Source organism: Nocardia sp. NPDC047648 (assembly GCF_040642815.1).
Taxonomy (GTDB): domain Bacteria; phylum Actinomycetota; class Actinomycetes; order Mycobacteriales; family Mycobacteriaceae; genus Nocardia; species Nocardia gamkensis.
Window position 1 is genome coordinate 41,555 of record NZ_JBEYSX010000023.1, and the last position, 22,479, is coordinate 64,033.

The window sequence follows — 22,479 nt, forward strand, 5'->3', positions numbered from 1 at the left end:
CGTTCTCCTGAACGCCGCAACCACTGGGGGACTCGTCGAAATAGACTGCGGCTCACCGAATCTCGTGGCGAACCGCTGTGCCGTGTGCCACGAGCTGCCATGGCATTCGCTGAATCCAGGGTTTCGAGCCGCGTGGACGATGTCGATCCGATTCGCGTCGCGGGGCGGTGAGCCCGCGATGCTCGCCGGCGCGAGGAAGAGGTCAGGCCCGGAGTGGTGGACCGCGCAGACCGGAGCCCGAAGCGAGCGGCAGGCGCCGTGGACGAGGCAGCGCCCGGCCGAAGGCGAACGAGCCGAGCCGGACCGGTGCGCTGGGCCCGGCGGCGAGCACGCGCACCGCGTGCCGCACGTCGGAAACCGCCCGCAGCACACCTTGTTCGGCGGCGCGGATGAGCAGCGCGCCGAGCGGAACGGCCGCCAGATGCGTCAGGAGCATCGCCGACGTGGTGCCCGCGTGGTGGTGATGGCCGGACGACAGGGTGGATGCGACGTGCGCGACGGCTTGCCCCACCGCCAGCGTCGCCATGATCTCACCCGGTCCACGCCGGTGCGGCCGCGCACCGGCCAGCACGCCCACCGCCGCGCACGCGGCGATCAGCAGGGCGATCGGCGCGGCGCCGGGAGACAGCGCGCCGCCGCCGAGCGCGTGCGCCGCGATGCTCACCGCCCCGGCCGCGGATCCGACGAACGCGCCGCGCATCCGCGCCGCTACTACCGCCGGATTATCCACCGGCTCATACTACTTCCTGTCGTAGCGGTGACCGGCATCGGATCGAGTTCGAGCCCTGCCATCGGGTCTGCCGCGAGTCCGGGCTGTTCGGGCCGAATCGGCTCGGCGCGCAATATCTCTGCAGCGCAACGGCGACGTGGCCGACTCAGATCGCGAGGGCCGCGTGGACGAGGTTGTGGTCGGATACCCCGCCGACATCGTCGACCGCCGCCGCGGTGACGGTCGCCCCGTGCACCACCACGTGGTCGATGTACTGCGACTTCGGGCCCGAATCACGCGGACGGGTGGGGATCGCGCCCACGGCGTATTCGGCGACGACGAAGGCGTCGCCCAACCCGGCGGCGACGGAGGCGCGGTCGATGTTGAAGTCACCCAGCAGCACCGCGGCGTTCTGTGATGCGTCGGTGGCGAGTTCGGCCAGGCGGGTGAGCTGGTCGGCGCGCCGCCGGTCACCGGTCACGTGGGTGGCGATCACGGTCAGGCCGCCCGCGTCGACGACGAGTGCGCCTTTGCCGCGGTCCTGGGCAAAGGATTCGGCGGTGACCTCACGGCTCGGCTCGGCGGTGAGCACGACCAGATATTCGCCGCCGTCGAGCAGGGAGCTGGGGACGCGCCGCGGTGTCGGCAACCGCTGATACCGCATCGCGTGGATCGTCCGGCCCGGCAGCGCCATTCGCAGACCGGCCAACTGATCGCCGCTGACCTCCTGTAACGCGATGATCCGTTCGGTGCGTTCGGCCACCCGCGCGGTCACCGCGGCGATCCGCGCCCCCTCGTCCGGCCATCGGGTAGCGACGTCCTCGTACCAGTTCTCGGCGTGCACGCGATGCAGAACGTTCCAAGTGGCCACCGTGATCACCTTCGCGATGGTATGCGACCCGGGTGGAACGGGTTACGGCGCGGGCTGCGCCGCCCTCGGCGCGCTCAGCCCGCGCCCTCGATGTCGATGCCCTGCTGGAGCGAGGCCACCGCGCGATCGAGGACGCGGTGCAGGGCCGGAATCGAATGGTCCGCGCCCATCATCCAGTGATCGAGGCCGACGCCGAAGGCCGCGAAACAGGCCGCGGCCGTGAGCTGCGGCCGCAGATCGCCGGCGGGGAGCCCGGCGCGGGCGGCGAAGTTCAGCGCCATCGCGCGCTGGCGTCCGAGGGCGCCGATGAAGTTCTCCCGGCGCAATTCCGGATTGCCGACCAGCAGCTGCCTGGCCCGGCGCGCGGTGTCCGCTTGGCGGTGGCGTGCCGGGGCGTCCTGCTCATCGAGCAAGAAGTCGCGCAATGCCGCGCGCAGCGCGGTCAGCACCGATTCGCTCACCGGGCGCCGGTCGACGGCGGCGAGCAATTGCGCCATCAGGTCTTCCTCGTGGCTGAAGACCACCGCGAGCTTCGAGGGGAAATGGCGATGGAAGGTGCGCCGCGAGACCCGCGCGGCGTCGGCGATCTGCTGCACGGTGGTCTGTTCGAACCCGTGTAGTTCGAACAGCCGCAGCGCCGCCTCGACCAACTCCCGGCGCACTCGCGTCTTCTCGCGTTCGCGTGGACCGTTCACGCCCGTCATGTCCGCAGCTCTCTTCGCGATGGTCCGACGTTGATGTCTCAAAGTGACACTTTAGCCGATTGTCGGGTTAGAGTGTCTCATCGAGACACCAAGCCGACGATCGAGAGGTGACGCCCATGTCGGTGCGACGTGCGGGAATTACCGTGGCCATGGCGGCGCTGCTGTGCGCGGGCGCCCAGATGGGTCCGGCGGTGGCCGATCCCGCGGGGCTGGGGTCGGCGCCGGGCACGGTCGCCGCCGATGCGGCAATGCCCGAACCGCTCTGGATCGAGGGCGCGGGCTCGGCCCGTCGCTTGACGTACTGGACCCGGACCTCCGACGACCAGCCCGCGCTGTCCAGCGGCGCCGTCTTCGTGCCCGCGGGCACGCCGCCGAGCGGGGGCTGGCCGGTGCTGTCCTGGGAACACGGAACGGTCGGCCTCGCCGACGAATGCGCGCCTTCCACCGCGGGTCGCAGCAAACGCGACCTGGACTACCTGGCGACCTGGATGCGCCAGGGTTACGCCGTCGTCGCGACCGACTACATCGGTCTGGGCACCCCGGGACCGCACGCGTACCTGGACGGACGCGCCGAGGCGCACGCGGCGATCGACATGGTGCGTGCGGCTCGCGCGGCCGACGTTTCGCTGTCGTCGAAATGGGTGGCGATCGGGCAGTCGCAAGGCGGGGGCGCCGCGGTGTTCACCGCGTCACTGGCTACGGAATACGCACCCGAACTCGACTATCGCGGCGCCGTCGCCACCGGCCCCGCCTCCAATATCGTCGAGGCCGCTTCGTTCCTCGGACCAGGTGTGCCCGCGATCGGCAACGCGCACCTCACCGCCTATATCGCGTATGTGATGAACGGATTGAAGGCGGCGCGACCAGGCTTCGATCTGGACAGCTATCTCAGCCCGGTCGGCAAGCAACTGGCGATCGCGGCGGAGTCGCTGTGCTTCCAGCCGCTCGCCGATCGCGCGCAGGGAATCTCGGTCGACCAGTTGTTCTCCCGCCCGCTCGCCGACGGCGATTTCGCCGCCACGGCCCGCCCGGTCATGGACGTCCCGCTGACGGGATACGACCGGCCGCTATTCCTCGGGCAGGGCACCAACGACACCGACGTCCCCGCCCCGTTGACCGCGAAGCTGGTCATCGATCTGGAATCGCACGGTGTCCGGCCCGACGTGCACGTGTACGCGGGGAAGGATCACAGCGCCACGATGGCCGCTTCGTTGCCGCACAGCATTCCGTTCGTCGCCCGCCTGTTCGCCTGAGCCGGGGCGATCCTCAGGCGCGCGCGGCCGCGGGCTCGAGTTCTGCGGTGTCGCGCGGCGGCTCGGTGGGCTTGCGGACCGGAATGGCCAGCGCGACCAGTGCGGCGAGCACGGAGACGCCGCACCCGATCAGCAGGCCGGTGCGGAAACCGGCCTCGGTGGGGATGGTGTGTCCACCGAGCCCGGTGCTCATCTGCGCGAGGACGACTCCGACGACCGCCGCGGACACCGTGGTCCCGATCGAGCGCATCAAAGTGTTGAAGCTGTTGGCCGACGCGGTTTCCGACAGCGGGACCGCGCCCATGATGAGCGCGGGCATGGAGCCGTAGGCGAGGCCGACGCCACCGCTGCACACGCACGTCACGACGAGCAGGCCCCAGGTCGACCCGAGCAGCAGGACCGATGAGCCGTACCCCAGCGCGATGACGATGCTGCCCACGATGAGCGTCACCTTCGGGCCGCGCGCGGCCGAAAGCCGGGCGCCCAGCGGGGAAACCGCCATCATCACCAGCCCGGCGGGGGCCATCCACAATCCCATCGCCAGCATGGACTGCCCGAGGCCGTAACCGGTGACCACCGGCAGTTGCAGCAGCTGCGGGATGATCAGCGACTGCGCGTACATGGCGAACCCGACCACGATCGAGGCGGCGTTGGTCAGCAGCACCTGCTTGCGCGCGGTTACGCGCAGATCCACCAGCGGGTCGGCGGTACGCAGTTCCCACCAGCCCCAGACCGCCAGGACCAGGATCGCGGTCGCGAACAGGCCGAGGGTGGTTCCGCTCGTCCAGCCCCAGTCGGCGCCCTTGGACACCGCGAGCAACAGGCACACCAGCGCGGTGCCCAGGCCGAGCGCGCCGAGCACGTCGAAGCCGCCGCCTCCGCGCGCCGGGATGGCGGGCACCAGCAGCCAGATCAGCGTGGCCACGCCGGCGCTGAGCACGGCCGAGCCCCAGAACAGCACGCGCCAGCTGGCGTTCTCGGCGACCGCGGCGGCGATCGGAAGGCCCAGCGCGCCACCGATTCCCATCGAGGCGCTCATCACCGCGATGGACGTGCCGAGCCGCTCGGTGGGCAGGAGGTCCCGCAGCGCGCTGATGCCCAGCGGCACGACGCCCATGCCGATGCCCTGCAGGCCGCGTCCGGCGATCATCGGAACGACCGAGGTCGCCAGCGCGCAGACCAGCGATCCGCCGATGAGTGGAACCGTGCACGCGAGCAGCATGCGCCGCTTGCCGTAGAGATCGCCGAGGCGGCCGGTGATCGGCGTGGCCACCGCACCGGCGAGCAGTGTCGCCGTGATGACCCAGGAGGCGTTGGACGGCGTGGTGCCCAGGAGCCGGGGGAGGTCCCCGATCAGGGGCACCACCAAGGTCTGCATCAGGGCGGCGACGATGCCCGCCGCCGCGAGTACGCCGACTATGCCCTCCGACCGGACTTCCGATGGTGCTGCCACGCGGATCTCCCTCTCTCTTCGAATTGTGTGTACAGTACATACTGATTGCATTATGCACAAGAATTGCATTATGCAAATGCGCTGGCCCGGGCAGGTGGGTGTGGTATAGGTGCGGAGATGAGCCCGTAGCGGCGGATATCGGCAGGAGCGTTGTGTGGACAAGCCCGTATCTTCGGTGGAGTTCGAAACCATGCTGCTGGGGCGGCACAGCCTCAGCGCCAAGGCCCGCCGGGGCAGCGGCCACCTCGACCGCAGTGCCTACACGGTGCTGAGCAGGCTGCGAGTGCAGGGCCCGATGTCCGTGGGCGAACTCAGCGACGCCTTCGGTCTGGACACCTCCACGCTGCACCGTCAGACGACCGCCATGCGCGAAGCCGGACTCGTCGAACGCATTCCGGATCCGGACGGCGGCATGGCGCGCAAGTTCCGCCTCACCGCCGAGGGCGGGCGCCAGCTCGACGCCGAACGCGCCTACAACGTCCGCGCTCTCGAGAGCGTGCTGTCGGACTGGACCGCCGAGGACGTCGCCGCGTTCGCCGGATTCCTGAAGCGGTTCAACACCGACATCGAACGCATCGACAAGCGTCCATGGCCCCGGCCGTGAACGCGGGCCGCACCGCCTGCCCGCGCACACGAAATCTCCACAAATGACGCCGGTTCTCTCCACAACCGGTGGTTAGGGTTCGGTGCATGGAACACAGCGCACCGGCGCACCCCGTACGGCGGATCTTGGTCGTGGACGACGAGATGACCATCGCCGAATCCGTCGCGGCGCGCCTGCGGGCGGAGGGGTTCACCGTCGAACTGGCACACGACGGCCCCTCGGCCGTCGCCGCCGCCGAGGCCGTCGACCCGGACCTGGTGGTGCTCGACGTCATGCTGCCGGGATTCGACGGGCTGGAGGTGTGCCGTCGTATTCAGGCGCGCCGCGCGGTGCCCGTGCTCATGCTGACCGCGCGCGCCGACGAAACCGACCAGCTAGTCGGCTTGGGTGTCGGCGCGGACGACTATCTGACGAAGCCGTTTTCGCTGCGCGTGCTCGCCGCCCGGGTGCACGCGCTGCTGCGCCGGATGGACCGGGCGGCCGACCGCGACGGCGCGACGATCCTGGTCGGCGACCTCCGCATCGATGTCGACCAGCGCCGGGTCTGGCGCGCGGAGGTGGAGGCGTTGCTCACGCCGCTGGAATTCGACCTGCTCGCCCGGCTGGCCCGGCGCCCGCGCATGGTGCTCGCGCGGGAGCGATTGCTCGAAGACGTCTGGGACTGGTCCGACGCGGCGGGCACCCGCGCGGTGGACAGTCACATCAAGGCGTTGCGCCGCAAACTCGGTGCCGACCTGATCCGCACCGTGCGCGGCGTCGGATACGCCCTGGAAGCCCGATGAGCGCCGGTCCCGAGAACGCGCCGCGGGCGCGGAAGACGATGTCCGGCACCGTTTCCGGCGAGTGGCGCAGGCTCGGCGACGGGGTGGCCGAGCTGCTGCCGCGGCCGCTGGACCCGGTGAAGTCGATCAAGCTGAAGCTCGCGATCCTCATGCTGTGCTCCGGCGGTGTCGCGTTCGGGTTCTTCCGATTCAAGATCGGGTGGCTGCCGCCGCGCACCACGCTCACCGCGGTGGTGATCGCGTTGATCACCTCGCAGTTCCTCGCCCACGGCATCACCAGGCCGCTGCGGGAGATGACCGCGGCGGCGAAACGGATGGCCCACGGCGACTACACCTTGCGGGTGCGGGCGAGTTCGCGCGACGAAGTCGGGCAACTCGCCGAGGCGTTCAACCAGATGGCCGCCGACCTGGCGGCGGCCGACCGGCAACGCCGCGATCTGATCGCGAACGTCTCGCACGAATTGCGCACCCCGATCACGGCGTTGCACGCGGTACTGGAGAACCTGGTGGACGGCGTCTCCCAACCCGACCCGGCGACCCTGCGCACCGCGCTGGCCCAGACCGAACGGCTGACGCTGCTCGTCTCGGAATTGCTCGACCTCTCCAGCATCGAAGCGGGCGCCTTCCCGCTCGATCGTGAAGATCTGCCGATCGCGCCGCTGCTGGCCGACGTCGTCGCCGAAGCGGAGGTCATGACCGCCGCGCTCGGACGCGGCGTGCGCTTCCGCACCGACGTGCTGCCCGGGGACGCCCGCGTGTACGCCGACCGTGCCCGCCTGCACCAGGTGCTGCTCAACCTGCTCGACAACGCCGCCAGGCACGGGCCCGCGGGCGGGGAAGTCCGCGTGGCCGTGCGCGCATCGCAGGGCGAGATCGTGATCGACGTCGAGGACGACGGCCCCGGCATTCCGCTCGCCGAACGCGCCCAGGTGTTCGACCGGTTCACCAGAGGCGGCCGCACCGCGGGCGGAGGCACCGGACTGGGCCTGGCCATCTCCCGGTGGGTGGTCGACCTGCACGGCGGCACCATCGCGGTCGCCGATCCCGGCTCCCGCATCCGGGTGGTTCTGCCCGGACGCTGATCTGACATCCCACCCGACCCGGACCGCAGCGCGGACCCGGGGCGATTCCGCACGCCTATCGAAGGAACGAACCATGTCTCCAGAACCCGAACCAGCGTCGGCGCCCGACCCCGGGTCAACTGAATCCGCGCCATCCGCAACCGATTCCAGCGCAGTCCCCGCCACGCAGGCATCGGTGTGGGCGCCGCCGGGGCGCTCAGGGGTCGCGGTGGCCGAGGCGCGGGCGGAGAAGGCCGGTCCGCCGGTGGCCGGGCCGATGCTTCCCCCGCGTCCGTCCAAGTGGAGAGGGGTCGCTTGCCCTCCCGGGGTGGCGCTCGCCGCGCTCGTCTCCGGATCGGCCGCCGCGGTTCTGATCCACTGGGACCGGCCCGGCATCGGGTGGCTCCTCGCGGCCGCTGTCGCCGCGACGGCGGTGTTCCTCGTCGACCGCAATGCCCGCAGGCGAGCGGCGAGTACGACGAGCGATGATGCGGTCGAGGCGACATCAGGACGACCGACGGCCCGCACCGGTTCTCCTCGGTTCGACGCCGGGCGGCTGTGGTGGGCGACGCTCACCCTCGCCCTGCTCGCGGTAGGTGCCGTCCGCGCCGCGGGCTGGTTGTTCGCGTTGTGCGTGGTCGCGGCATGCGTCGCCGGTTCGCTGGCGGTCGTCGCACGCCGCTCGGCGAACGGCATCCTCTACGACGCGTGCGCCGTCTGGCTCGCGGCGGCTGCCGCCGTGCCGTGGGCATACGCCGGTACCGCCCGCGTGCGTAGCGGGAACGCGCTGCGTGCGCGGCGGCTCGGGCTGTCGGCAGCGGTGACCGTCGCGCTGCTCGCGGTGTTCGTTCCGCTGCTCGGCAGCGCCGACGCCATGTTCGCGGCGTTGCTCGAGACCGTGACGCCGGACGTGGACATGCCGTCGGTGACACGCTGGATCGCACTGTTCGCGGTGGCCGGCCTCGGCACGCTCGGCGCTCTGTTCCTGCTGGCGGGCCCGCCGCCGCCCGCCGCAGCGGCGGTGGCCGGGCGGACGTTGCGCCGATCGGAGTGGGCGCTGCCGGTCGGTGCGCTCGCGGTCCTGTTCGCGGCGTTCGTCACGACCCAGTTCGTGGTGCTCTTCGGTGGCGACGACTACGTCCAGGAGACGTCGGGCCTGACCTACGCCGAATACGCGCGCACCGGTTTCTGGCAACTGTCGGCCGTCACCGTGCTGACCCTCGCGGTGCTGATGGTCGTGTTGCGCTGGGCGGCCCAGGACACCGCCGCCGACCGGTGGTGGCTGCGGGGGCTGCTGGTGGCGGTGAGTGTGCTCGCGCTGGTGATCGTCGCCTCGGCGCTCGGCCGGATGTGGACCTACCAGCAGGCCTACGGGTTCACGGTGCTGCGCCTGCTGGTGGAAGTGTGCGAACTGTGGCTCGGCCTGGTCTACGTCTTGGTGTCGGCCGCGGTCCTGCGGCTGCGCCGGGCGTGGTTGCCGCGCGCGGTGGTGGGCACCGCGATGGCGACGCTGCTCGCGCTGGCCGTCCTGGACCCGGAGCGGTTGATCGCCGAGAAGAACATCGATCGCTGGCAGCGGGGCAAAACGCTGGACACCGAATACCTGGTGACCCTCTCGCCGGACATCCTGCCCGCGACCGATCGGCTCCCCGAGCCGCTGCGCGCGCAGGTGCGAACCGGGCTGCGCGCGGACCTCGACGGGGACGTCTGGCAGAGCTGGAATCTGTCCCGGGCGAGAGCACGGTGAGCTCCCGTGCAATACACTTGTATTATCGCTGATCGTGGGTTATAACTGGCCTGAGTGGGCACTGTTGTCGCTGGTGGGGATCGACCCTCGCGAAGTGCTGCAGGTGCTCATGGGCGCCCGCCGATGGCCTCGGCGGGCGCGTGGCCGGAACGAACTCGCGGTCCTGACGGTGTGGGGCCGAACCGAGACGGGCCGGCCGCTCATCGTCGCTGTCCGCCGCACCGAAGGCTGGCAGTGGGACATCCTGGGCGCGGTCGAGATGACCGAAGCCCAGGTGGCCGAACTCGAGCGTTGGGAGCACGCCGATGACTGACTATCCGACGAACCCCGAGGACGTCCGGGACTTCCTGTCCGGTCTGGAATACAGCGACGCGCCCGTCGACCCGGCCGAGCTGCCCCCGCCGCTGCGCGCCGAGGACACGGTCACCGTCACCACGTCGCTGCGCATCCCGCTGGATCTGCACCAGCGCGTCAAGAAGGCCGCCGAGCAGCGCAATGTGACCATGTCCGCACTCATTCGCGACTGGATCGAACTGGAGCTGGCCGCCCTGGAGAACGACCAGCCCATTTCGCGCGCCGACGCCCTGCGGGCACTGGCTGCCCTGCATCCGCTGCGGCAGTCGGCCTGACCTGCCACCGCGACGGCGTCACCGGTCGTCGCGGGTGAGGATCGAGTCGAGCCGGGCGGCGAACTCGTCGGGTGCGCTCCGGTAGCCGACGTGATCGCCCGCGAACTCGACGAGGTCCAGCCCGAGTTCCTTCGCGAGCGCGGCGTTCGGGAGCGCCGGGAAGGTGCCTCGCGATTCGCGTCCGACGCCGAGCACCAGGCGGTCCGCCGACGCACGCAACGCCGCGAGATCCGGGGTGTAGCGGGGGTACTGCCTCAGCTCGTGCTCCATCCAGAACACCAGGTTCCGCTGGATCCTCCGCGCCGTCTCGACGACTTCCGGCGGCAGCTGCTCGCCCGGCGGAGGCGGCGCGATCCGCAGACCGATGCCCTTCGCGAACGCCGCCATGGCCGCGGACGTGCCCTCGCTCCTGCTCTGTTCGTAAATGCCGTCCAGGAAGGTCAGCCACTTCTCGGCATCGGGCAGCAGCGTGGCCAGTGGCGGTTCGTGTGCGACGAGCGTGCGCACCAGTTCCGGCCGGGCGCGCAGCAATTCGAGTGCCACGATCGCGCCCGAGCTGGTGCCGAGCACGTGTGCAGGCTGGTCGGTCAGGTGCGTGAGCAGCGCCGCGGCGTCCAGGCCGTCGGTGACCACGCGATCGTCCGGCGGTCCGTCGATGGGGCTGCGGGTGAAACCTCGCCGGTCGTAGGAGACCACGCGGTAGCGGTCGGCGAGACGTTCGGCGATGCCGTCGAAAGTCCCCGCGTCGCCGTTTCCGCCGGGGATCAGCAACAACAGCGGTCCGGCGCCGCGGACCTCGTAGTAGAGGGTGGCGCCGGGGACGGCGAGGGTGTGCTGGGACGGTACGTCCATCGGAAATGCTCCTGGAAGAAGGGACAGTTGCCGCAGTGCCTCCCGGATGACCGGCGTCTCCACCGTAACTCAACTTGCATGGCACGCAAGTTTGCGTGATCGGAAAGTCCTGTGTCAGACCAGATCAGCGGCCTCGGTATGCCGAAATAACTGTCGCGGAGGGTAATCGGATGGTGTAGGGGCAGGGCCCTTCGTCCGTCCGACTGTGGCGGCCCGGCGATATCAGGTCGGGTCGGCCTGCGCGATCCCGTCCAGCGCCCGGCGTACCGCATCCGCCGGGTCGGCCGCGACCACCGTGGCAGCCACCGGTCGCCCGTTCGCGTCGTGAATCTCCCAACCGCCCAGGGAGACCACCGGAATCCCGCCGCGCCGCCGCGCGAGGGCTACCTCCGACAGCGTGCCCCACGAGCCGCCGATGACGATCACCGCGTCCGCCGACTCGACGAGGATCGCGTTGCGCGCCTCACCCATGTTCGTGAACAGCACCGCCGACAATCCGGGACACACCGCGCCGCGATCGGTGTCCGGACGCACGCCGATCACGAGCCCGCCGTCCTCGGCGGTGCCGGCGGCGACCGCGGCCATCACGCCGGTACCGCCACCGCACAGCACGGTCACCCCCGCTCGCGCCAAGAGCCCGCCGACCGCGCGCGCCCACTCCGCTTCCTGCTGCGTGCACTCTCTCGGCCCGCAGACCGCGACTTGCCGCACCGGCCTCACCCCGCGGGCCGGACGACCGGTTCCAGGCGCTCGCGCAACGCCATCGCGTCGCGGGGCGCCCGCACCTTCGCGTCGTTGTCGAAATAGGTGTAGACGTCGCACGATCCCGCCCACGAACGGATCTTCTCCGCCCACATGTCCAAGCCGTCGTCGGTGTATCCGCTGACGTAGAGCTCGTCGTGCCCGTGCAACCGGATGTAGACGAAGTCGGCGGTGACCTCTTCGAGCAGCGGATACTTGCCCGCGGCGTCGGCGACGACGAGGGCCACGTTGTGCCGGGTCAGCAGATCGGTGAACGCCGGGGTCAGGAAGCTGTCGTGCCGGATCTCCAGGGCATGCCGCACCGGCCGGTCGGCATCGGTGCCGGTGTGCGCGGGGTCGACGCGGTGATCGTGGCGCCGCGCGATCTCGGCGGCCTGCTCGGTGCTGCGGGGGAGCCGGGACAGGAAGCCGTCCAGCACGTCGGCGTCGAAGCGGAAGGTCGGGGGCAGCTGCCAAAGGATCGGGCCCAATTTGGGCCCGAGCGCCAGCGGGCCGGACGCGAGGAAGTTCGCCAGCAGTTCGTCACCGTCGCGCAGCCGCTTCATGTGTGTGATGAAGCGGCTGCCCTTCACCGCGAACAGGAAGTCGTCCGGAGTCTGCTCCGCCCACCTCTGGTAACTGGACGGGCGCTGCAACGAATAGAACGAGCCGTTGATCTCGACGCTGTCGAGTCGCTCCGACAGATAGGCCAATTCGCGTTTGTGCGCGAGGCCCCGAGGGTAGAACGTTCCGCGCCACGGCGGGTAGACCCAGCCCGACGTACCGATCCTGATCCGGCCCATCCCTCCATGGTGGCAAATTCACTACGCCGATGGGGTCTTCGCCGTCACCTTGCCGACCAGCCAGGCGACCGCCAGCGCCGCCAGGAACGACAGCAGCGACGCGCTCATCCACGCCTGCCCGGTGAAGTGCACAGCCTGCCGAACGCCGTCCCAGAATCGCGTCCACGCACCGGCGTCACCCGGGTTGACCAGTTGATATACGGCGAACCCGGTCAGCCAGGCGGCCACCATTCCCCAGCGCGCGGGCGCGTCCGGTGCGGTGTTCCATTCGCGGCGGGCACGCAAGAAGAAGTCGGCGACGAGCACGCCGAGCAGCGGCACGAACACCGAGCCGATCAGCCCGAGGAAGCCGAAGTAGTTCGCCATGTTCAACCGCAGAGCCAGAATCGTGATCAGGGCACCGAGGCCGATCGAGAGCACCCGGCGATCGACGCGCGGTGCGAGATTCTGGATCGAGACGGCGGTGGAATAGACATTGGCGAAGGACTGATCCGCCTCTCGCAGCACGAAAACGAAGAAGAACAGGGCACCGAGGCTCACGTGCAGGAAAGGCGCGTACGGTCCGCCTTCGCCGGTCGCGAGCGCCAGCGCGAACAGGCCGAGGACGTAGGCGATGATCTGGGTGAGCGCGTATGCCCCGCTAGCCGCGCCGAACGCCGAGCGATCGGAGCGGGCGTGCCGGGTGTAGTCGGCGGCGACCGGCACCCACGAGATCGAGACGGCCAAGGCGGCATCGGTGGCAACCCAGAACAGGTTCCAGTCGACGCCGAACGGCCCACCCCCGCTCGGGCCCGGGTTCGCCCGCAGATCGGGCAGACCGGCGCGCAAGAACTGCGCGTAGAACCAGACAAGGGCGATCACGACGCCGGCGGTGACGAATCGGCGCAGCAACCGCACCGAGCCGAGCGGCCAGATCGTGAGTACCGTCGTCAGTACGCCCGCGGCCACCACGTAGAGCCAGTGCGGGCCGCCGCCGAACAGTTCCTCGGCCGCGTCACCGATGACGATCAGCTCGAACGTTCCCCAGCCGATCAACTGAGCGATGTTGAGCGCGGTGGGCAGATAGCTGAGCTTCGCGCCGAACAGCCCGCGCAGCAGGACCATCGCGGGTTGTCCCGTGCGCGCGCCCGTCAGTGCCGCGGCGCCGAGCATCGCCGCGCCGACCAGGGTGCCCAGGACGGTGGCCAGGATTCCGGCCGCGATCGAGAGCTGCGCGGCCCCCTCGGCGTTCGGCGCGAGCACCGTGTACGCCCCGGAGAAGGCGAAGAGGCTGACGCCGAGATTGGCCCAGAACGCACTCTGGTCCCAGAACGAGAGCACTTTCGGTGCGGGCTGGTCGAGGGTCAGGGGGGCTTCGTGCGCGTTCGCGCGGGTCGATGACGACATGACGGAAACGCTCTCCCTACGCCGGCATTACCCGGACAGGTTCATGCGGTCGGCGACGCGTGCGGTTCGCCCTCTCAGCCCGGCCGTACCCGAGCTCCCGCGGTGGGGTGATTCCGGCGAATAGTACACCCGCGCCAATTTTCCGTGCCGGGGGAGAAGAGCCGGGATGTTCGGTCGACGCACGGAGGCGAGGAGGGTGCAGAAGCCTGGATGGTCGGTGCCACTCCCGCCGGACCGTCGTCCGGCCGACCGGCGTTCAGCCCATGAGGAACGATGCGGCGAACCAGGCCAGCACGACCAGCACCGCACCGACGAGCGCGCCGGGGAACAACGCCCGCCCCTGCCGGGCCGCCATACCCGAGAGCAGCACCCCCACGGCGAATCCCACGATCCCGCCCCCGACCATGATCCACACGCCCGCGCTGGTATCGACCCGGCACTCGGGCTTGGACGCGCAGATGCCCCCCGCCATCAGGAACCACGGCGCGAGGATGGTCGACATCGCGGCCAGCGTCGCGGGCAGGAACCACAACAGTGCGCTGACGACGAGATCCGCCGGACGGGGCGGTGCGACCGCGTGGGTCTCGGGCGCACGCGTCGGATAGCCGGAGGGGGTCGTGCCTTGGGACACCTGATTCAGGTAACCGTGCATCGTGTCTCGCTATCGCTTGTCGGTGGAGTCGACCGGGCCGATGGAAGTTATACACCAGCCGTCCGCGCGTGGAAGTGCTTGTGCTCCCGGCGATGCGAGCACGCGGAAGGCAGCTCGCAGCGCATCCGACCGCTCGATCGCCCCGACCGCCTTCAGCGAATGTTCAGCATCACCAACGGGTTCAGCATCACCAACGGGTTCGGGAGCGCGGACGAAGTCGCGCGCGGCTGCCGGTGACCGTGGCCGGTGGGGGGCGGATGCCGCGCGGACGAGTGATCGCATCGCCGCAGGCAGGCCGCCACTACCGATGTCCGGAGCCTACCTACGCGACCATCCTGTGTGGCGAGCCACCGCGCGGTCGAGAAGACGCGGCCCAGCGGTGCACCGCATGGACCGAACGACGGCGTCGCGACGATCCGCGCCGAGTTCGCTCATCCGCGCTCGCCGAAAACGCTTCTACTGTGGGAGTCACGCGTTTGACCACGCCCCGAGATCTCGACCGGACCAGCAACGAGTCCGGCGCCCACCACGGTTCGCCCATCGACCACCGGATCGAGCGGATACCGCTGTATTCGCCGGATTTCGCGAGCGATCCACATCGCGCCTACCGGGACATGCGGGCCCGCTACGGGTCTATGGCGCCGGTCGAGCTGGCCCCCGGCGTGCCCGCGACGTTGGTGCTCGGCTACCACACCGCCGTGCGAATCATGCACGACCCGCAGCACTTTCCCGCCGACCCGCGCGCCTGGCAGGCGAACGTCCCCGCCGACTGCCCGGTGCTGCCGGTCCTGGAGTGGCGCCCCAACGCCATGCGCAGCGTGGGCGAGGCGCACGCGCGCTACCGGCAGGTCAACACCGCGAGCATCAACGCCGTCGACCTGCACGCCTTGCACGAAACGGTGGAGCGGATCGCGGCCGGGCTGATCGACGGCTTCGGCACGGCGGGCAGCGCCGATCTGGTATCCCAGTACGCCCTTCCGCTGGCCTTCGAGGTGATCAACGCCCTGCTGGGCTGCCCGCCGGAGATCGGGCGAGAGGTCGCGGCCGCGACCGCCGCCGTGTTCGACGGGGTGGACGCCGAGGAGGGCAACCGCATGCTCGGCACCGCCCTGCTGCGGCTGATCGAACTGAAGCGCGCCGAGCCGGGCCGGGACATCACCACACGACTGCTGCGGCATCCGGCCGGCCTGGACGACGCGGAGGTGATCCACCAGCTCGTCGTGCTCTACGGCGCGGGTATCGAACCGCTGCAGAATCTGATCGTCAACACCCTGCTGCTGATTCTCACCGACGACCGGTTCGGTGGCGACGTCCTCGGCGGCAGCCTGTCCACTCGCGACGCGCTGGACGAGGTGTTGTTCACCGACCCGCCGATGGCCAATTTCTCGGTCACCTATCCGCGCCAGCCGATCCTGATCGATGACGTCTGGCTGCCCGCCCACCAACCGGTCGTCATCAGTTTCGCCGCCTGCAACAACGACCCGGCGATCAGCGGACACAACCACAGCGGCAACCGGTCGCATCTGGCGTGGGGCGCCGGACCGCACGCTTGCCCCGCCCGCAGCCCGGCCTATCTCATCGCCCAGGATGCGGTCGACCAGCTGCTCGACGCGCTGCCGGAATTGCGGCCCGCCGTGCCGGTGCGTGAATTGACGTGGCGGCCAGGGCCTTTCCATCGTGCCCTGGCCGCACTGCCGGTCGTCTTCCCGGCATCGCAGCCGTGGCGATCCTGAGATCCGGTAATCGGTCAGGACGGCACCTTCGGTGCGAGCCGGGCGAGGTTCGCCGGTCGCGCGAAGGTGTCGGCGAAGGTGTCGGCGAAGGCGTCGGCCAGCGCCGGTTCGTGCCGGGCGGCGAGCATCATCTCCCGCATGGCAGGGGGCGGATCGAGCACCGTCGCCGTCCACCGCGCGGCGGGGTGCGCCACAGCCGTCAGCCACGGCGCGGCCGCCCACTCCATCCACGCGCGGTCATAGGGGCCGTCCGCGTCGTGCAGGATCGCCTCGCCGTAGCGGATCGCGCAGTGCACGGCGTTGTTGGCGCCCTGCGCGCCGCCGGGATCCATCCGGCAGACGACGTCGCCTCCGCCCAGCACCGGCCGTCCCGAGGGCAGGGTGCCCACCGGACGGCGCATGACCGGGGTCACCGCCCCTACCAGCGTGGCCCCGGCGTCGGTCGGTTCCGCGTGCCGGTAGCGCTCGGCGAGTTCGGCGGGCAGGTGCGCCTCCAGCAGTCGCCTGGCCTGTGACCAGCGCTGTGCCGGCGTGCCGTGCTGGTCGAACACGTCCAGCGCGCCGCCGGGCCGCGCCTCGAAAAGCAAGATCTCGCAGCGGCGTTCCTGCCCCGGCCGTCCGGTGAGACCGGGATAGGAGATCACTTCACCGTGCTCGGGAAGCGCGGTGTAGCAGCCGAGGCCCTCCGGGTCCGGCTCGACACCGTCCAGGTACAGCACGGCGAGCCGCCGCAGGGCGGTGGCCGGAGCGGGCCACGCCGGATCGGCCTCGAAGCAGCCGGCGAGTTCGCGACCGGCGCGGGTCACCACGGTCAGGGCGTAGTCGGCGGCGGCCCGGTCGAGTTCGGCCACCGAGGGCTCGGCGATGCGCAGGTCGCCGCCCGCGGCCAGGTACTCGCCGAGCCAGCGCGCGAACACCGTTCGCTGATCCACGCTCTGCGCCGGGCGGGTGAATCGTCCGGCCCAGGTCACCACCGTGGCCCGGTCGACGGCCATGGTGAACCGGATGCCTTCGATGTTCGGGGCGGTCGAGCGCCAGAAGCCCAGACCGAGGTCCGATTCGAGGTCGAGCGTCGGCGGGAATTTGACCTGGGTGCTGGTCACCGTGCCGGTGAGCACCGCCTCGGCGTCCCGATCGGTCACCAACGTGACGGCCCGGCCACCGCGCAGCAGACGATGGGCGAGGGGTAATCCGCATTCGCCCGCCCCGAGTACCAGTATCTGTCCCACCCTCGTGTCCTTCCGGTCGTGAACTACCGCGCCAGCGCAATAGTCCGCGTATAGGTGGGCGCGGCACATCGGTAGAGACCCGCGAATTTCCGGATGCGGCCGGACTACGCTGCACTGTTGTGTCGGTAGGACGTGCGTCGAGTCCGGGTTTCCCACCCGCGGCCGCCAGTGATTTCGTCGGGCGCGAACGTGAGCTGGAGCGGATCGGGATGGCGCTGCTGGGCGGGACCCGCCTGGTCACGCTGATCGGCGCAGGCGGCATCGGCAAAACACGGCTGGCGACCGAAGCGGTGCACCGGTTCCACAAGGCGCGCCGTGTTCCGGTGCACTGGGTGCGCTTGGCGCTGCTGTCGCGTAACGCCGACGCGGCGGCGGTCGAGGAACAGGTCGCGCGCTCGCTGATGGACGCCGACTTCTCCGGACGCTCGGCGTGGGAGGCGGTGCTGGACACGTTGCGCCGCCGCGACGCGGTCGGGCGCACCCTGCAGACGATCCTGGTGATGGACAATTGCGAACACGTCCTCGACGGCGCGGGCCGGGTGATCGCCGACCTGCTGGAGGCGGCGCCGGGCCTCACGGTGCTGGCCACCAGCCGCGAGGCGATCGGCTGGGTCGACGAGCAGTTGGTGCCGGTGCCCGCGCTGTCGCGGGAACAGGCGCTGGCTCTGTTCCGGGCCCGCGCCGGCCTGACCGGGCACGCCGTCGCCGACGACGAGACCGAGCTGGCGGTGGCGATCTGCCGTCACGTGCACAACCATCCGCTCTACATCCGGCTGGCCGCCGCGCGGCTGTTGCGGCAGCCGCTGCCGATGATCCTGCGTGACCTCAGCGGTGAGGCCACCGACCGGCGGCTGCGCTGGTCGCACGGTCCGCGGGTCGGTGCGGAGGCGCGCCACCAAGGCATTCGCGACGTCATCGCCTGGTCCTACGACCTGTGCGGGGACAAAGAGCGGCTGCTGTTCGACCGCCTGTCGGTGTTCGCGGCCGGGTACGACGTGGACCACGACAACGCGGACGCGGCGGAATCGGACGTCGGCGCCGAATTGGAGGCGATCGAGGCGGTCTGCGCCGACGACGAGCCGGAGGGCCTGGCCCGCGCCGAGATCGAAGGCCTGCTCGAGCGATTGGCGGACCAATCGCTGGTCTCGGTGCATCTGACCGCGACCACGGTGCGGTATTCGCTGCTGGAGAGCGTTCGCCTGTTCGCCCAGCAGCGCGCGAGCGAACGCGGCGGTGAACCGGCCCGGCTGGCGCGCGCGCACCGCCGCTACTACCGCGACAAGGTCGTCGCCGCCCGAGCCGGATGGTTCGGCCCGGACGAACAGCGGCTGCTGGATTGGGCGCGGGCAGCCTGGGACAACCTGCTGTGCGCGATGGCGGGCAGCCTCGCGACCGCGCAGGAGGCCGCCGTCGGGCTGGAGATCGCCGCCGGGCTGATCGCGCTGCGCTGCCCGTTCCTCACCGGCTCGCTGCGGGAACCGCGCCGCTGGGCCGAGCGCACGCTGGCCGCCAGCCGGGAACTCGACCCGCCGCCGCTGCCGCTGCAGGTCACGACGATGTCGCTGATCGCGTGGATCAGCCTGTGCCAAGGCCTGCACCACGACGCCGAACGCACGCTCGACGAGTGCGTGGCGCTGTGCGCGCCTGACGGCGCCGCCCGGGCGGGCTGGCGCGAGCACCCCGACCGCGATCTCGGTCTGCCCGCCCCGGTCGAGTTCGCCCGAGGTGCCGAGATGATGCTGGTGGACCGCGACGTGCGCGCGATAGCGGTGCTGGCCCGTGCGCGAGAGAAGTTCTCCGCCGACGGCGACCGTGGTGGGGCCGCGATGAGCGAACTGTTCGAAGCGCTGGCCGCGGCGTTGCTCGGTACACCCGCGCAGGCCTTGGAGATCTCCGGGCGGCACTTGGAGCACGCCGATCGCTCCGGGGCGCGGTGGGCGACGTCCTGGGTCGGCCTGGCCCGGGCTATCGCACTGACCAAACACGGTGACCCGGAGCAAGCGCTCGCCGTGACGCACGCGTCGCTGACCACTCAGCTGGCGATGCGCGACCAATGGGGCGCGGTATGGGCCGTCCACATCCGCGGCTGGGCACTGGCGCGCCTGATCCGCGACACCGACGGCGAACGCTCCGGCAGGGTGACGGGTTGGGCGCGCGAAGTCGCGCGCCTGACCGGTGGCGGTGCCACACTGCGGGACAGGATCGGTGTGGACATCGCCAATCTCGGCCCGTTCGCCACCGAAACCGACATCGCCGCCGACACCGCTCGGGCGGTGCTGGGCGAGACCGCCTTCGCGGAGGCGGAACGCGAGGGTGCGTTGCTGCGGCCGGAGCTGGGCGAGGTAGCACAGCTGGCGCTGGGGAAGCTGTCGCTGGACCGGCTACCCGTCGAGCACCCGATCCGGCGGCACCGTCCTTCACACTGGGAGGACTTGTCGGCCGCCGAGCAGGAGGTGGCCGTGCTGGCGGCGGCGGGCTGGACGAACACCGCCATCGCCGCCCGGCGCGGCAGTTCGTTCAAGACGGTCGACGCCCAGATGGCCGCGATCCTGCAAAAACTGATGATCGGCTCGCGGGAGGACATCCGCGCCCTGGTGCCCGACGACCGGCAGGCCCAGGTGACCGAGGAGGCCGCGCGCAAACCGCAGCGCGCCCGGCGCTGAGGCGAGCACCGTCGGCACTCGGCCGAGTTGTCCGGTGCTGTCGTCGGCCACGATGACAGGCGACAGGCCGGGCGACGTCTCTGCGGGGACGCCGCCCGGCCCGCTACCGGCCGGATTCGCCGAGGCGACCGGTGCTCACTCCGCCCGTTTACGCGCGGTGATCTGGATGCCGGGCTCGCCCGGAATGCGGCGCACCTGGGCGTCGGTGACCGGGAGATCGGCCACCAGATCGCGGCCGTCCTCCAGATCGAGGCCGTAGCCGGCGATGTAGGTGCGGAAGAACGGCAGGCAGGCCCGCGCCATCGGCTGCGGCAGTTTCCAGCGGTCGACGAAAGTCCGCGCGTCTTCGAAGGTGCAGCCCCGATCGGCCTCGATCACCAGCAGCAGCCCGCCGGGCCGCAGCACCCGGATCATCTCCGCGAGCCCCTTGCGCTGATCGGGCCAGTGCTTGATCGAACCGGAGCTGATCACCGCGTCGTAGGCGGCGTCGGGGAACGGCAGGTCCGTCGCCGATCCCTCCCGGAACTGGATGCGGCTGCCCAGCGCCGCGCCGCGCTTGCGAGCCCTGCGCACCTGCTGCGGGGAGAGGTCGATGCCGGTCAGCCGCAGCGTGGTCCCGGCGGTGGCCAGTCCGACCGCGAGTTGCCCACCGCCGCAACCGACGTCGAGAACCTGCGCGCCCTCGTCGAGCTGGGCGACGATGTCGTCGAACAGGGTCGGGGTCATCTCCCGCACGGCATCGGAGATGAAGTTGTCGTAGAACCACGAGTCGATCGGGTTGTAGCGCTTGGTCTTGTCCAGCAGGACGGTCATGGCGTGCTCCTAAACGCGGGTGGCGAACTTGATCTTGCGGCCGAGAGTGTGCGGTTGTTGCTGGGCGACGATCGTTTCCTGGACGCGCTCGCGGCTGCTGCGCACGATCTCCATCGCCTCCTTCACCGCGACGTCGATGTCCATCACGGTGGGGATGTCGAGCATCGAGACGATGGATTCCAGGCGCTGTTCGGGGGTGCCGCGTACCGTCACGACCGGTTGTCCGAGCTCGCTGATCGCGTGCAGCAGTTGCCGATCGGAGATGGCGCGGTAGCGCTCGTCTACCGGCCGGTGGCCGTCGGGGTCCATCGGCACCTCCACGGGGAGGTGGAAGAAGATGTCGTAGTTCTGCCGGGCTCGCTGCCGGGCCATATCGCCGTAGGCGTTGAGGTAGCGGCGGTAGAACGGCCGGCCGGGCAGCGTGATGGTGTTCTTGACGGCCTTGTGCCATCGGCTCGATCCGGGGTTGGGACCGGTGACCAGCCGCGTGGTGCCGTAGACCCACTCGTTGAGCACCGAGCCGTCGGCGATGAAACCGCCCTGGGCGTCGAGGATCGCCTCGGCCTGGATGCGAAGTTCCAGCCTGCGGAAGCCGAGCGCCATCAATTCGGTGGTGCTCAAATCCTGGAACCGCATGCCCGGGTAGAGCTCGGTGACCACCTCGCGGGCGGAGGAGGCGTCCACCCGGGGGATGCCGGTCAGCAGGGACAGCGCCGTGGAGGTCGTGGTCTTTCCGGTCGAATAGGTTCCGGAGATGACGATGCGTCGATAGTTGTTTCCCGACATGAGAGTGCCTTTCCGATCGTTCGGGGATGCGCGGGTCAGGCGGGCAGCCGGTGCGCGAGGTCGTATCGGATCTCGCAGCCCGCGAAATCCGATGCCCAGCTGGAGATGCGCCAGTCGCCGCCGCCGAAGGCGAGAATCATCGAGCGCACCATGTGCGTGGTCGCGGTGCCGGAGGTGAGCGGCGCCGGGGGAGCGGACGCGCGCGCGGTCATCCGGCGCATCCACAGCGTCTCGCTGTCTTTGCGGGCGATGTTGTCCAGCTCGTAGAGCACGACCTGGGACAGTTGTGCCAGGATCACCGTCGCGTCGACCAGCGTCACCGAAGGCTGGTAGGCGTCGGCGACGCCCTGCCAGGGACCGGCCGAATCAGGTTCCGCCAGAACGAAATCGGCGTGCGCGCGGCTGCCGCCGTCGGAGACGACGACGTTGCGCAGATACTGGCCGCGGGCGTAGACCCCGCCGTGGAAGTATCCCCGCCCGGTCTCGTGCACGGTGCGCCGTGTGGCCTGCGGCGGTCGCGGCGGCGCGGGCAGCGCCACGGTGGCCTCCAGGCTCATGCCGCCGCCCAGCGCTCCGGTGATGCTGATCGTGTTCCCTTCCACCGCGACGACCGTCGCGCTGATCGGGAACTCCTCCAGCGATTCCGTCGCGATGGTTCCGCTGCTGAATTGGACGTACGGCACCCAGCACGACCGGATGTCGCTGTCGGTGAGCCCGTAGCACTCGCGCAGGATCACCTCGAGCAGCCGGTAGCCGAAGATCGAGCAGTCGATGCTGCTGACGTGCGGCACCAGCACGCGGGTGCTCTTGCGCGACCAGTCCAGCGGATAGTGCACGCCGGCCGTGGCCGTCAGCCGCGGCCGGTCCTGCGCGTCGCGGTCGAGGACGATGTCGAAGATGCGGTGCGTGATCCGCTTGTACCCTTCGCCGAAGAACCGCCCGTCCCGGTGGCCCAGCACGGTGTCGATATCGGCGTAGGCGATCAGCTCGGTGGACATGTGGTTTCCT

22 protein-coding genes and 1 riboswitch are annotated in these 22,479 nt (G+C 70.3%); of the genes, 9 read left to right on the top strand and 13 right to left on the bottom strand.

The window, feature by feature from the left end; translation table 11 throughout:
* Positions 1–202 precede the first annotated feature (202 nt).
* From ABZ803_RS33010 to ABZ803_RS33020, 3 genes are all read right to left on the bottom strand, one after another.
* A complete protein-coding gene (locus tag ABZ803_RS33010; RefSeq protein ID WP_357045403.1) occupies positions 203–730 on the bottom strand; it encodes a hypothetical protein in 528 nt (175 codons plus the stop codon).
* A gap of 145 nt (positions 731–875) precedes the next feature.
* A complete protein-coding gene (locus tag ABZ803_RS33015) occupies positions 876–1,580 on the bottom strand; it encodes an endonuclease/exonuclease/phosphatase family protein (protein WP_357045405.1) in 705 nt (234 codons plus the stop codon).
* 74 nt (positions 1,581–1,654) lie between these two features.
* Positions 1,655–2,284, bottom strand: a complete 630-nt coding sequence (locus ABZ803_RS33020) for a TetR family transcriptional regulator (RefSeq protein WP_357045407.1) — start codon at positions 2,282–2,284, stop codon at positions 1,655–1,657.
* Between the two features lie 116 nt (positions 2,285–2,400).
* Between ABZ803_RS33020 and ABZ803_RS33025 the strand changes: the two genes are divergently transcribed.
* The gene (locus tag ABZ803_RS33025) at positions 2,401–3,537 is read left to right on the top strand and encodes a lipase family protein (RefSeq protein WP_357045409.1); all 1,137 of its coding nucleotides are present in this window, start codon (positions 2,401–2,403) and stop codon (positions 3,535–3,537) included.
* Positions 3,538–3,550: 13 nt separating this feature from the next.
* On the opposite strand, the gene ABZ803_RS33030 is transcribed toward ABZ803_RS33025, so the two are convergent.
* Positions 3,551–4,990 (bottom strand): MFS transporter, encoded by a 1,440-nt coding sequence (locus ABZ803_RS33030; RefSeq protein ID WP_357045411.1) that lies wholly within the window; start codon positions 4,988–4,990, stop codon positions 3,551–3,553.
* Between the two features lie 154 nt (positions 4,991–5,144).
* On the opposite strand from ABZ803_RS33030, the gene ABZ803_RS33035 reads away from it, so the two are divergent.
* The 6 genes from ABZ803_RS33035 (at position 5,145) to ABZ803_RS33060 (ending at position 9,813) form a co-directional block, all read left to right on the top strand.
* Complete coding sequence (locus ABZ803_RS33035; protein ID WP_357045413.1) at positions 5,145–5,594, top strand: MarR family transcriptional regulator; 450 nt, start codon at positions 5,145–5,147, stop codon at positions 5,592–5,594.
* A gap of 86 nt (positions 5,595–5,680) precedes the next feature.
* Positions 5,681–6,376: a response regulator transcription factor gene (locus tag ABZ803_RS33040; RefSeq protein WP_357045415.1), complete on the top strand. Its 696-nt coding sequence runs from the start codon at positions 5,681–5,683 to the stop codon at positions 6,374–6,376.
* A gap of 38 nt (positions 6,377–6,414) precedes the next feature.
* Positions 6,415–7,458 (top strand): ATP-binding protein, encoded by a 1,044-nt coding sequence (locus ABZ803_RS33045; RefSeq protein WP_357045461.1) that lies wholly within the window; start codon positions 6,415–6,417, stop codon positions 7,456–7,458.
* A 73-nt stretch (positions 7,459–7,531) separates the two neighbouring features.
* Positions 7,532–9,184, top strand: coding sequence for a DUF4153 domain-containing protein (locus ABZ803_RS33050; RefSeq protein WP_357045417.1), 1,653 nt, complete (start codon positions 7,532–7,534; stop codon positions 9,182–9,184).
* 34 nt (positions 9,185–9,218) lie between these two features.
* Entirely contained in the window at positions 9,219–9,497 is a 279-nt protein-coding gene (locus ABZ803_RS33055) for a hypothetical protein (protein ID WP_040871963.1), read from the top strand.
* Positions 9,490–9,813: a CopG family transcriptional regulator gene (locus tag ABZ803_RS33060; RefSeq protein ID WP_051175844.1), complete on the top strand. Its 324-nt coding sequence runs from the start codon at positions 9,490–9,492 to the stop codon at positions 9,811–9,813. Before ABZ803_RS33055 ends, ABZ803_RS33060 begins: the two co-directional genes overlap by 8 nt.
* Positions 9,814–9,831: 18 nt before the next feature.
* Here ABZ803_RS33060 and ABZ803_RS33065 read toward each other — a convergent pair whose 3' ends face one another.
* The 5 genes from ABZ803_RS33065 to ABZ803_RS33085 all read right to left on the bottom strand — a co-directional run bounded on the left by ABZ803_RS33065 (position 9,832) and on the right by ABZ803_RS33085 (position 14,247).
* The gene (locus ABZ803_RS33065; protein WP_357045420.1) at positions 9,832–10,665 is read right to left on the bottom strand and encodes an alpha/beta hydrolase; all 834 of its coding nucleotides are present in this window, start codon (positions 10,663–10,665) and stop codon (positions 9,832–9,834) included.
* A gap of 222 nt (positions 10,666–10,887) precedes the next feature.
* A complete protein-coding gene (locus ABZ803_RS33070) occupies positions 10,888–11,376 on the bottom strand; it encodes an LOG family protein (RefSeq protein ID WP_357045422.1) in 489 nt (162 codons plus the stop codon).
* A gap of 5 nt (positions 11,377–11,381) precedes the next feature.
* On the bottom strand, positions 11,382–12,209 hold the full coding sequence (locus tag ABZ803_RS33075) for a DUF72 domain-containing protein (protein ID WP_357045424.1): 828 nt from the start codon (positions 12,207–12,209) through the stop codon (positions 11,382–11,384).
* A gap of 21 nt (positions 12,210–12,230) precedes the next feature.
* Positions 12,231–13,595: a cytosine permease gene (locus ABZ803_RS33080; protein ID WP_357045426.1), complete on the bottom strand. Its 1,365-nt coding sequence runs from the start codon at positions 13,593–13,595 to the stop codon at positions 12,231–12,233.
* A riboswitch (TPP riboswitch) is annotated at positions 13,592–13,706 on the bottom strand. Its footprint overlaps the gene before it by 4 nt.
* 145 nt (positions 13,707–13,851) lie before the next feature.
* Positions 13,852–14,247, bottom strand: a complete 396-nt coding sequence (locus tag ABZ803_RS33085; protein WP_040871966.1) for a hypothetical protein — start codon at positions 14,245–14,247, stop codon at positions 13,852–13,854.
* 539 nt (positions 14,248–14,786) lie between these two features.
* On the opposite strand from ABZ803_RS33085, the gene ABZ803_RS33090 reads away from it, so the two are divergent.
* Positions 14,787–15,980 (top strand): cytochrome P450, encoded by a 1,194-nt coding sequence (locus ABZ803_RS33090; RefSeq protein ID WP_357045463.1) that lies wholly within the window; start codon positions 14,787–14,789, stop codon positions 15,978–15,980.
* A gap of 14 nt (positions 15,981–15,994) precedes the next feature.
* On the opposite strand, the gene ABZ803_RS33095 is transcribed toward ABZ803_RS33090, so the two are convergent.
* Positions 15,995–17,209: a styrene monooxygenase/indole monooxygenase family protein gene (locus tag ABZ803_RS33095; RefSeq protein ID WP_357045428.1), complete on the bottom strand. Its 1,215-nt coding sequence runs from the start codon at positions 17,207–17,209 to the stop codon at positions 15,995–15,997.
* A 119-nt stretch (positions 17,210–17,328) separates the two neighbouring features.
* On the opposite strand from ABZ803_RS33095, the gene ABZ803_RS33100 reads away from it, so the two are divergent.
* Positions 17,329–19,872, top strand: coding sequence for an AAA family ATPase (locus tag ABZ803_RS33100; protein ID WP_357045430.1), 2,544 nt, complete (start codon positions 17,329–17,331; stop codon positions 19,870–19,872).
* A gap of 135 nt (positions 19,873–20,007) precedes the next feature.
* Here the strand turns inward: ABZ803_RS33100 and ABZ803_RS33105 are convergent, their stop codons facing one another.
* The 3 genes from ABZ803_RS33105 to ABZ803_RS33115 are packed head-to-tail and all read right to left on the bottom strand — an operon-like array spanning position 20,008 to position 22,469.
* Positions 20,008–20,685 (bottom strand): class I SAM-dependent methyltransferase, encoded by a 678-nt coding sequence (locus tag ABZ803_RS33105; RefSeq protein ID WP_040871969.1) that lies wholly within the window; start codon positions 20,683–20,685, stop codon positions 20,008–20,010.
* A gap of 9 nt (positions 20,686–20,694) precedes the next feature.
* The gene (locus tag ABZ803_RS33110; RefSeq protein WP_040871970.1) at positions 20,695–21,471 is read right to left on the bottom strand and encodes an ATP-binding protein; all 777 of its coding nucleotides are present in this window, start codon (positions 21,469–21,471) and stop codon (positions 20,695–20,697) included.
* 35 nt (positions 21,472–21,506) lie between these two features.
* A complete protein-coding gene (locus ABZ803_RS33115; protein WP_357045433.1) occupies positions 21,507–22,469 on the bottom strand; it encodes an AvrD family protein in 963 nt (320 codons plus the stop codon).
* Between the last annotated feature and the right edge of the window lie 10 nt (positions 22,470–22,479).

Excerpts from the sequence above, each read along its gene's own strand:
- ABZ803_RS33020 (WP_357045407.1), bottom strand. The coding sequence starts at position 2,284 with ATGACGGGCGTGAACGGTCCACGCGAACGCGAGAAGACGCGAGTGCGC.
- ABZ803_RS33025 (WP_357045409.1), top strand. The coding sequence starts at position 2,401 with ATGTCGGTGCGACGTGCGGGAATTACCGTGGCCATGGCGGCGCTGCTG.
- ABZ803_RS33040 (WP_357045415.1), top strand. The coding sequence starts at position 5,681 with ATGGAACACAGCGCACCGGCGCACCCCGTACGGCGGATCTTGGTCGTG.
- ABZ803_RS33045 (WP_357045461.1), top strand. The coding sequence starts at position 6,415 with ATGTCCGGCACCGTTTCCGGCGAGTGGCGCAGGCTCGGCGACGGGGTG.
- ABZ803_RS33050 (WP_357045417.1), top strand. The coding sequence starts at position 7,532 with ATGTCTCCAGAACCCGAACCAGCGTCGGCGCCCGACCCCGGGTCAACT.
- ABZ803_RS33060 (WP_051175844.1), top strand. The coding sequence starts at position 9,490 with ATGACTGACTATCCGACGAACCCCGAGGACGTCCGGGACTTCCTGTCC.
- ABZ803_RS33065 (WP_357045420.1), bottom strand. The coding sequence starts at position 10,665 with ATGGACGTACCGTCCCAGCACACCCTCGCCGTCCCCGGCGCCACCCTC.
- ABZ803_RS33075 (WP_357045424.1), bottom strand. The coding sequence starts at position 12,209 with ATGGGCCGGATCAGGATCGGTACGTCGGGCTGGGTCTACCCGCCGTGG.
- ABZ803_RS33080 (WP_357045426.1), bottom strand. The coding sequence starts at position 13,595 with ATGTCGTCATCGACCCGCGCGAACGCGCACGAAGCCCCCCTGACCCTC.
- ABZ803_RS33085 (WP_040871966.1), bottom strand. The coding sequence starts at position 14,247 with ATGCACGGTTACCTGAATCAGGTGTCCCAAGGCACGACCCCCTCCGGC.
- ABZ803_RS33105 (WP_040871969.1), bottom strand. The coding sequence starts at position 20,685 with ATGACCGTCCTGCTGGACAAGACCAAGCGCTACAACCCGATCGACTCG.
- ABZ803_RS33110 (WP_040871970.1), bottom strand. The coding sequence starts at position 21,471 with ATGTCGGGAAACAACTATCGACGCATCGTCATCTCCGGAACCTATTCG.
- ABZ803_RS33115 (WP_357045433.1), bottom strand. The coding sequence starts at position 22,469 with ATGTCCACCGAGCTGATCGCCTACGCCGATATCGACACCGTGCTGGGC.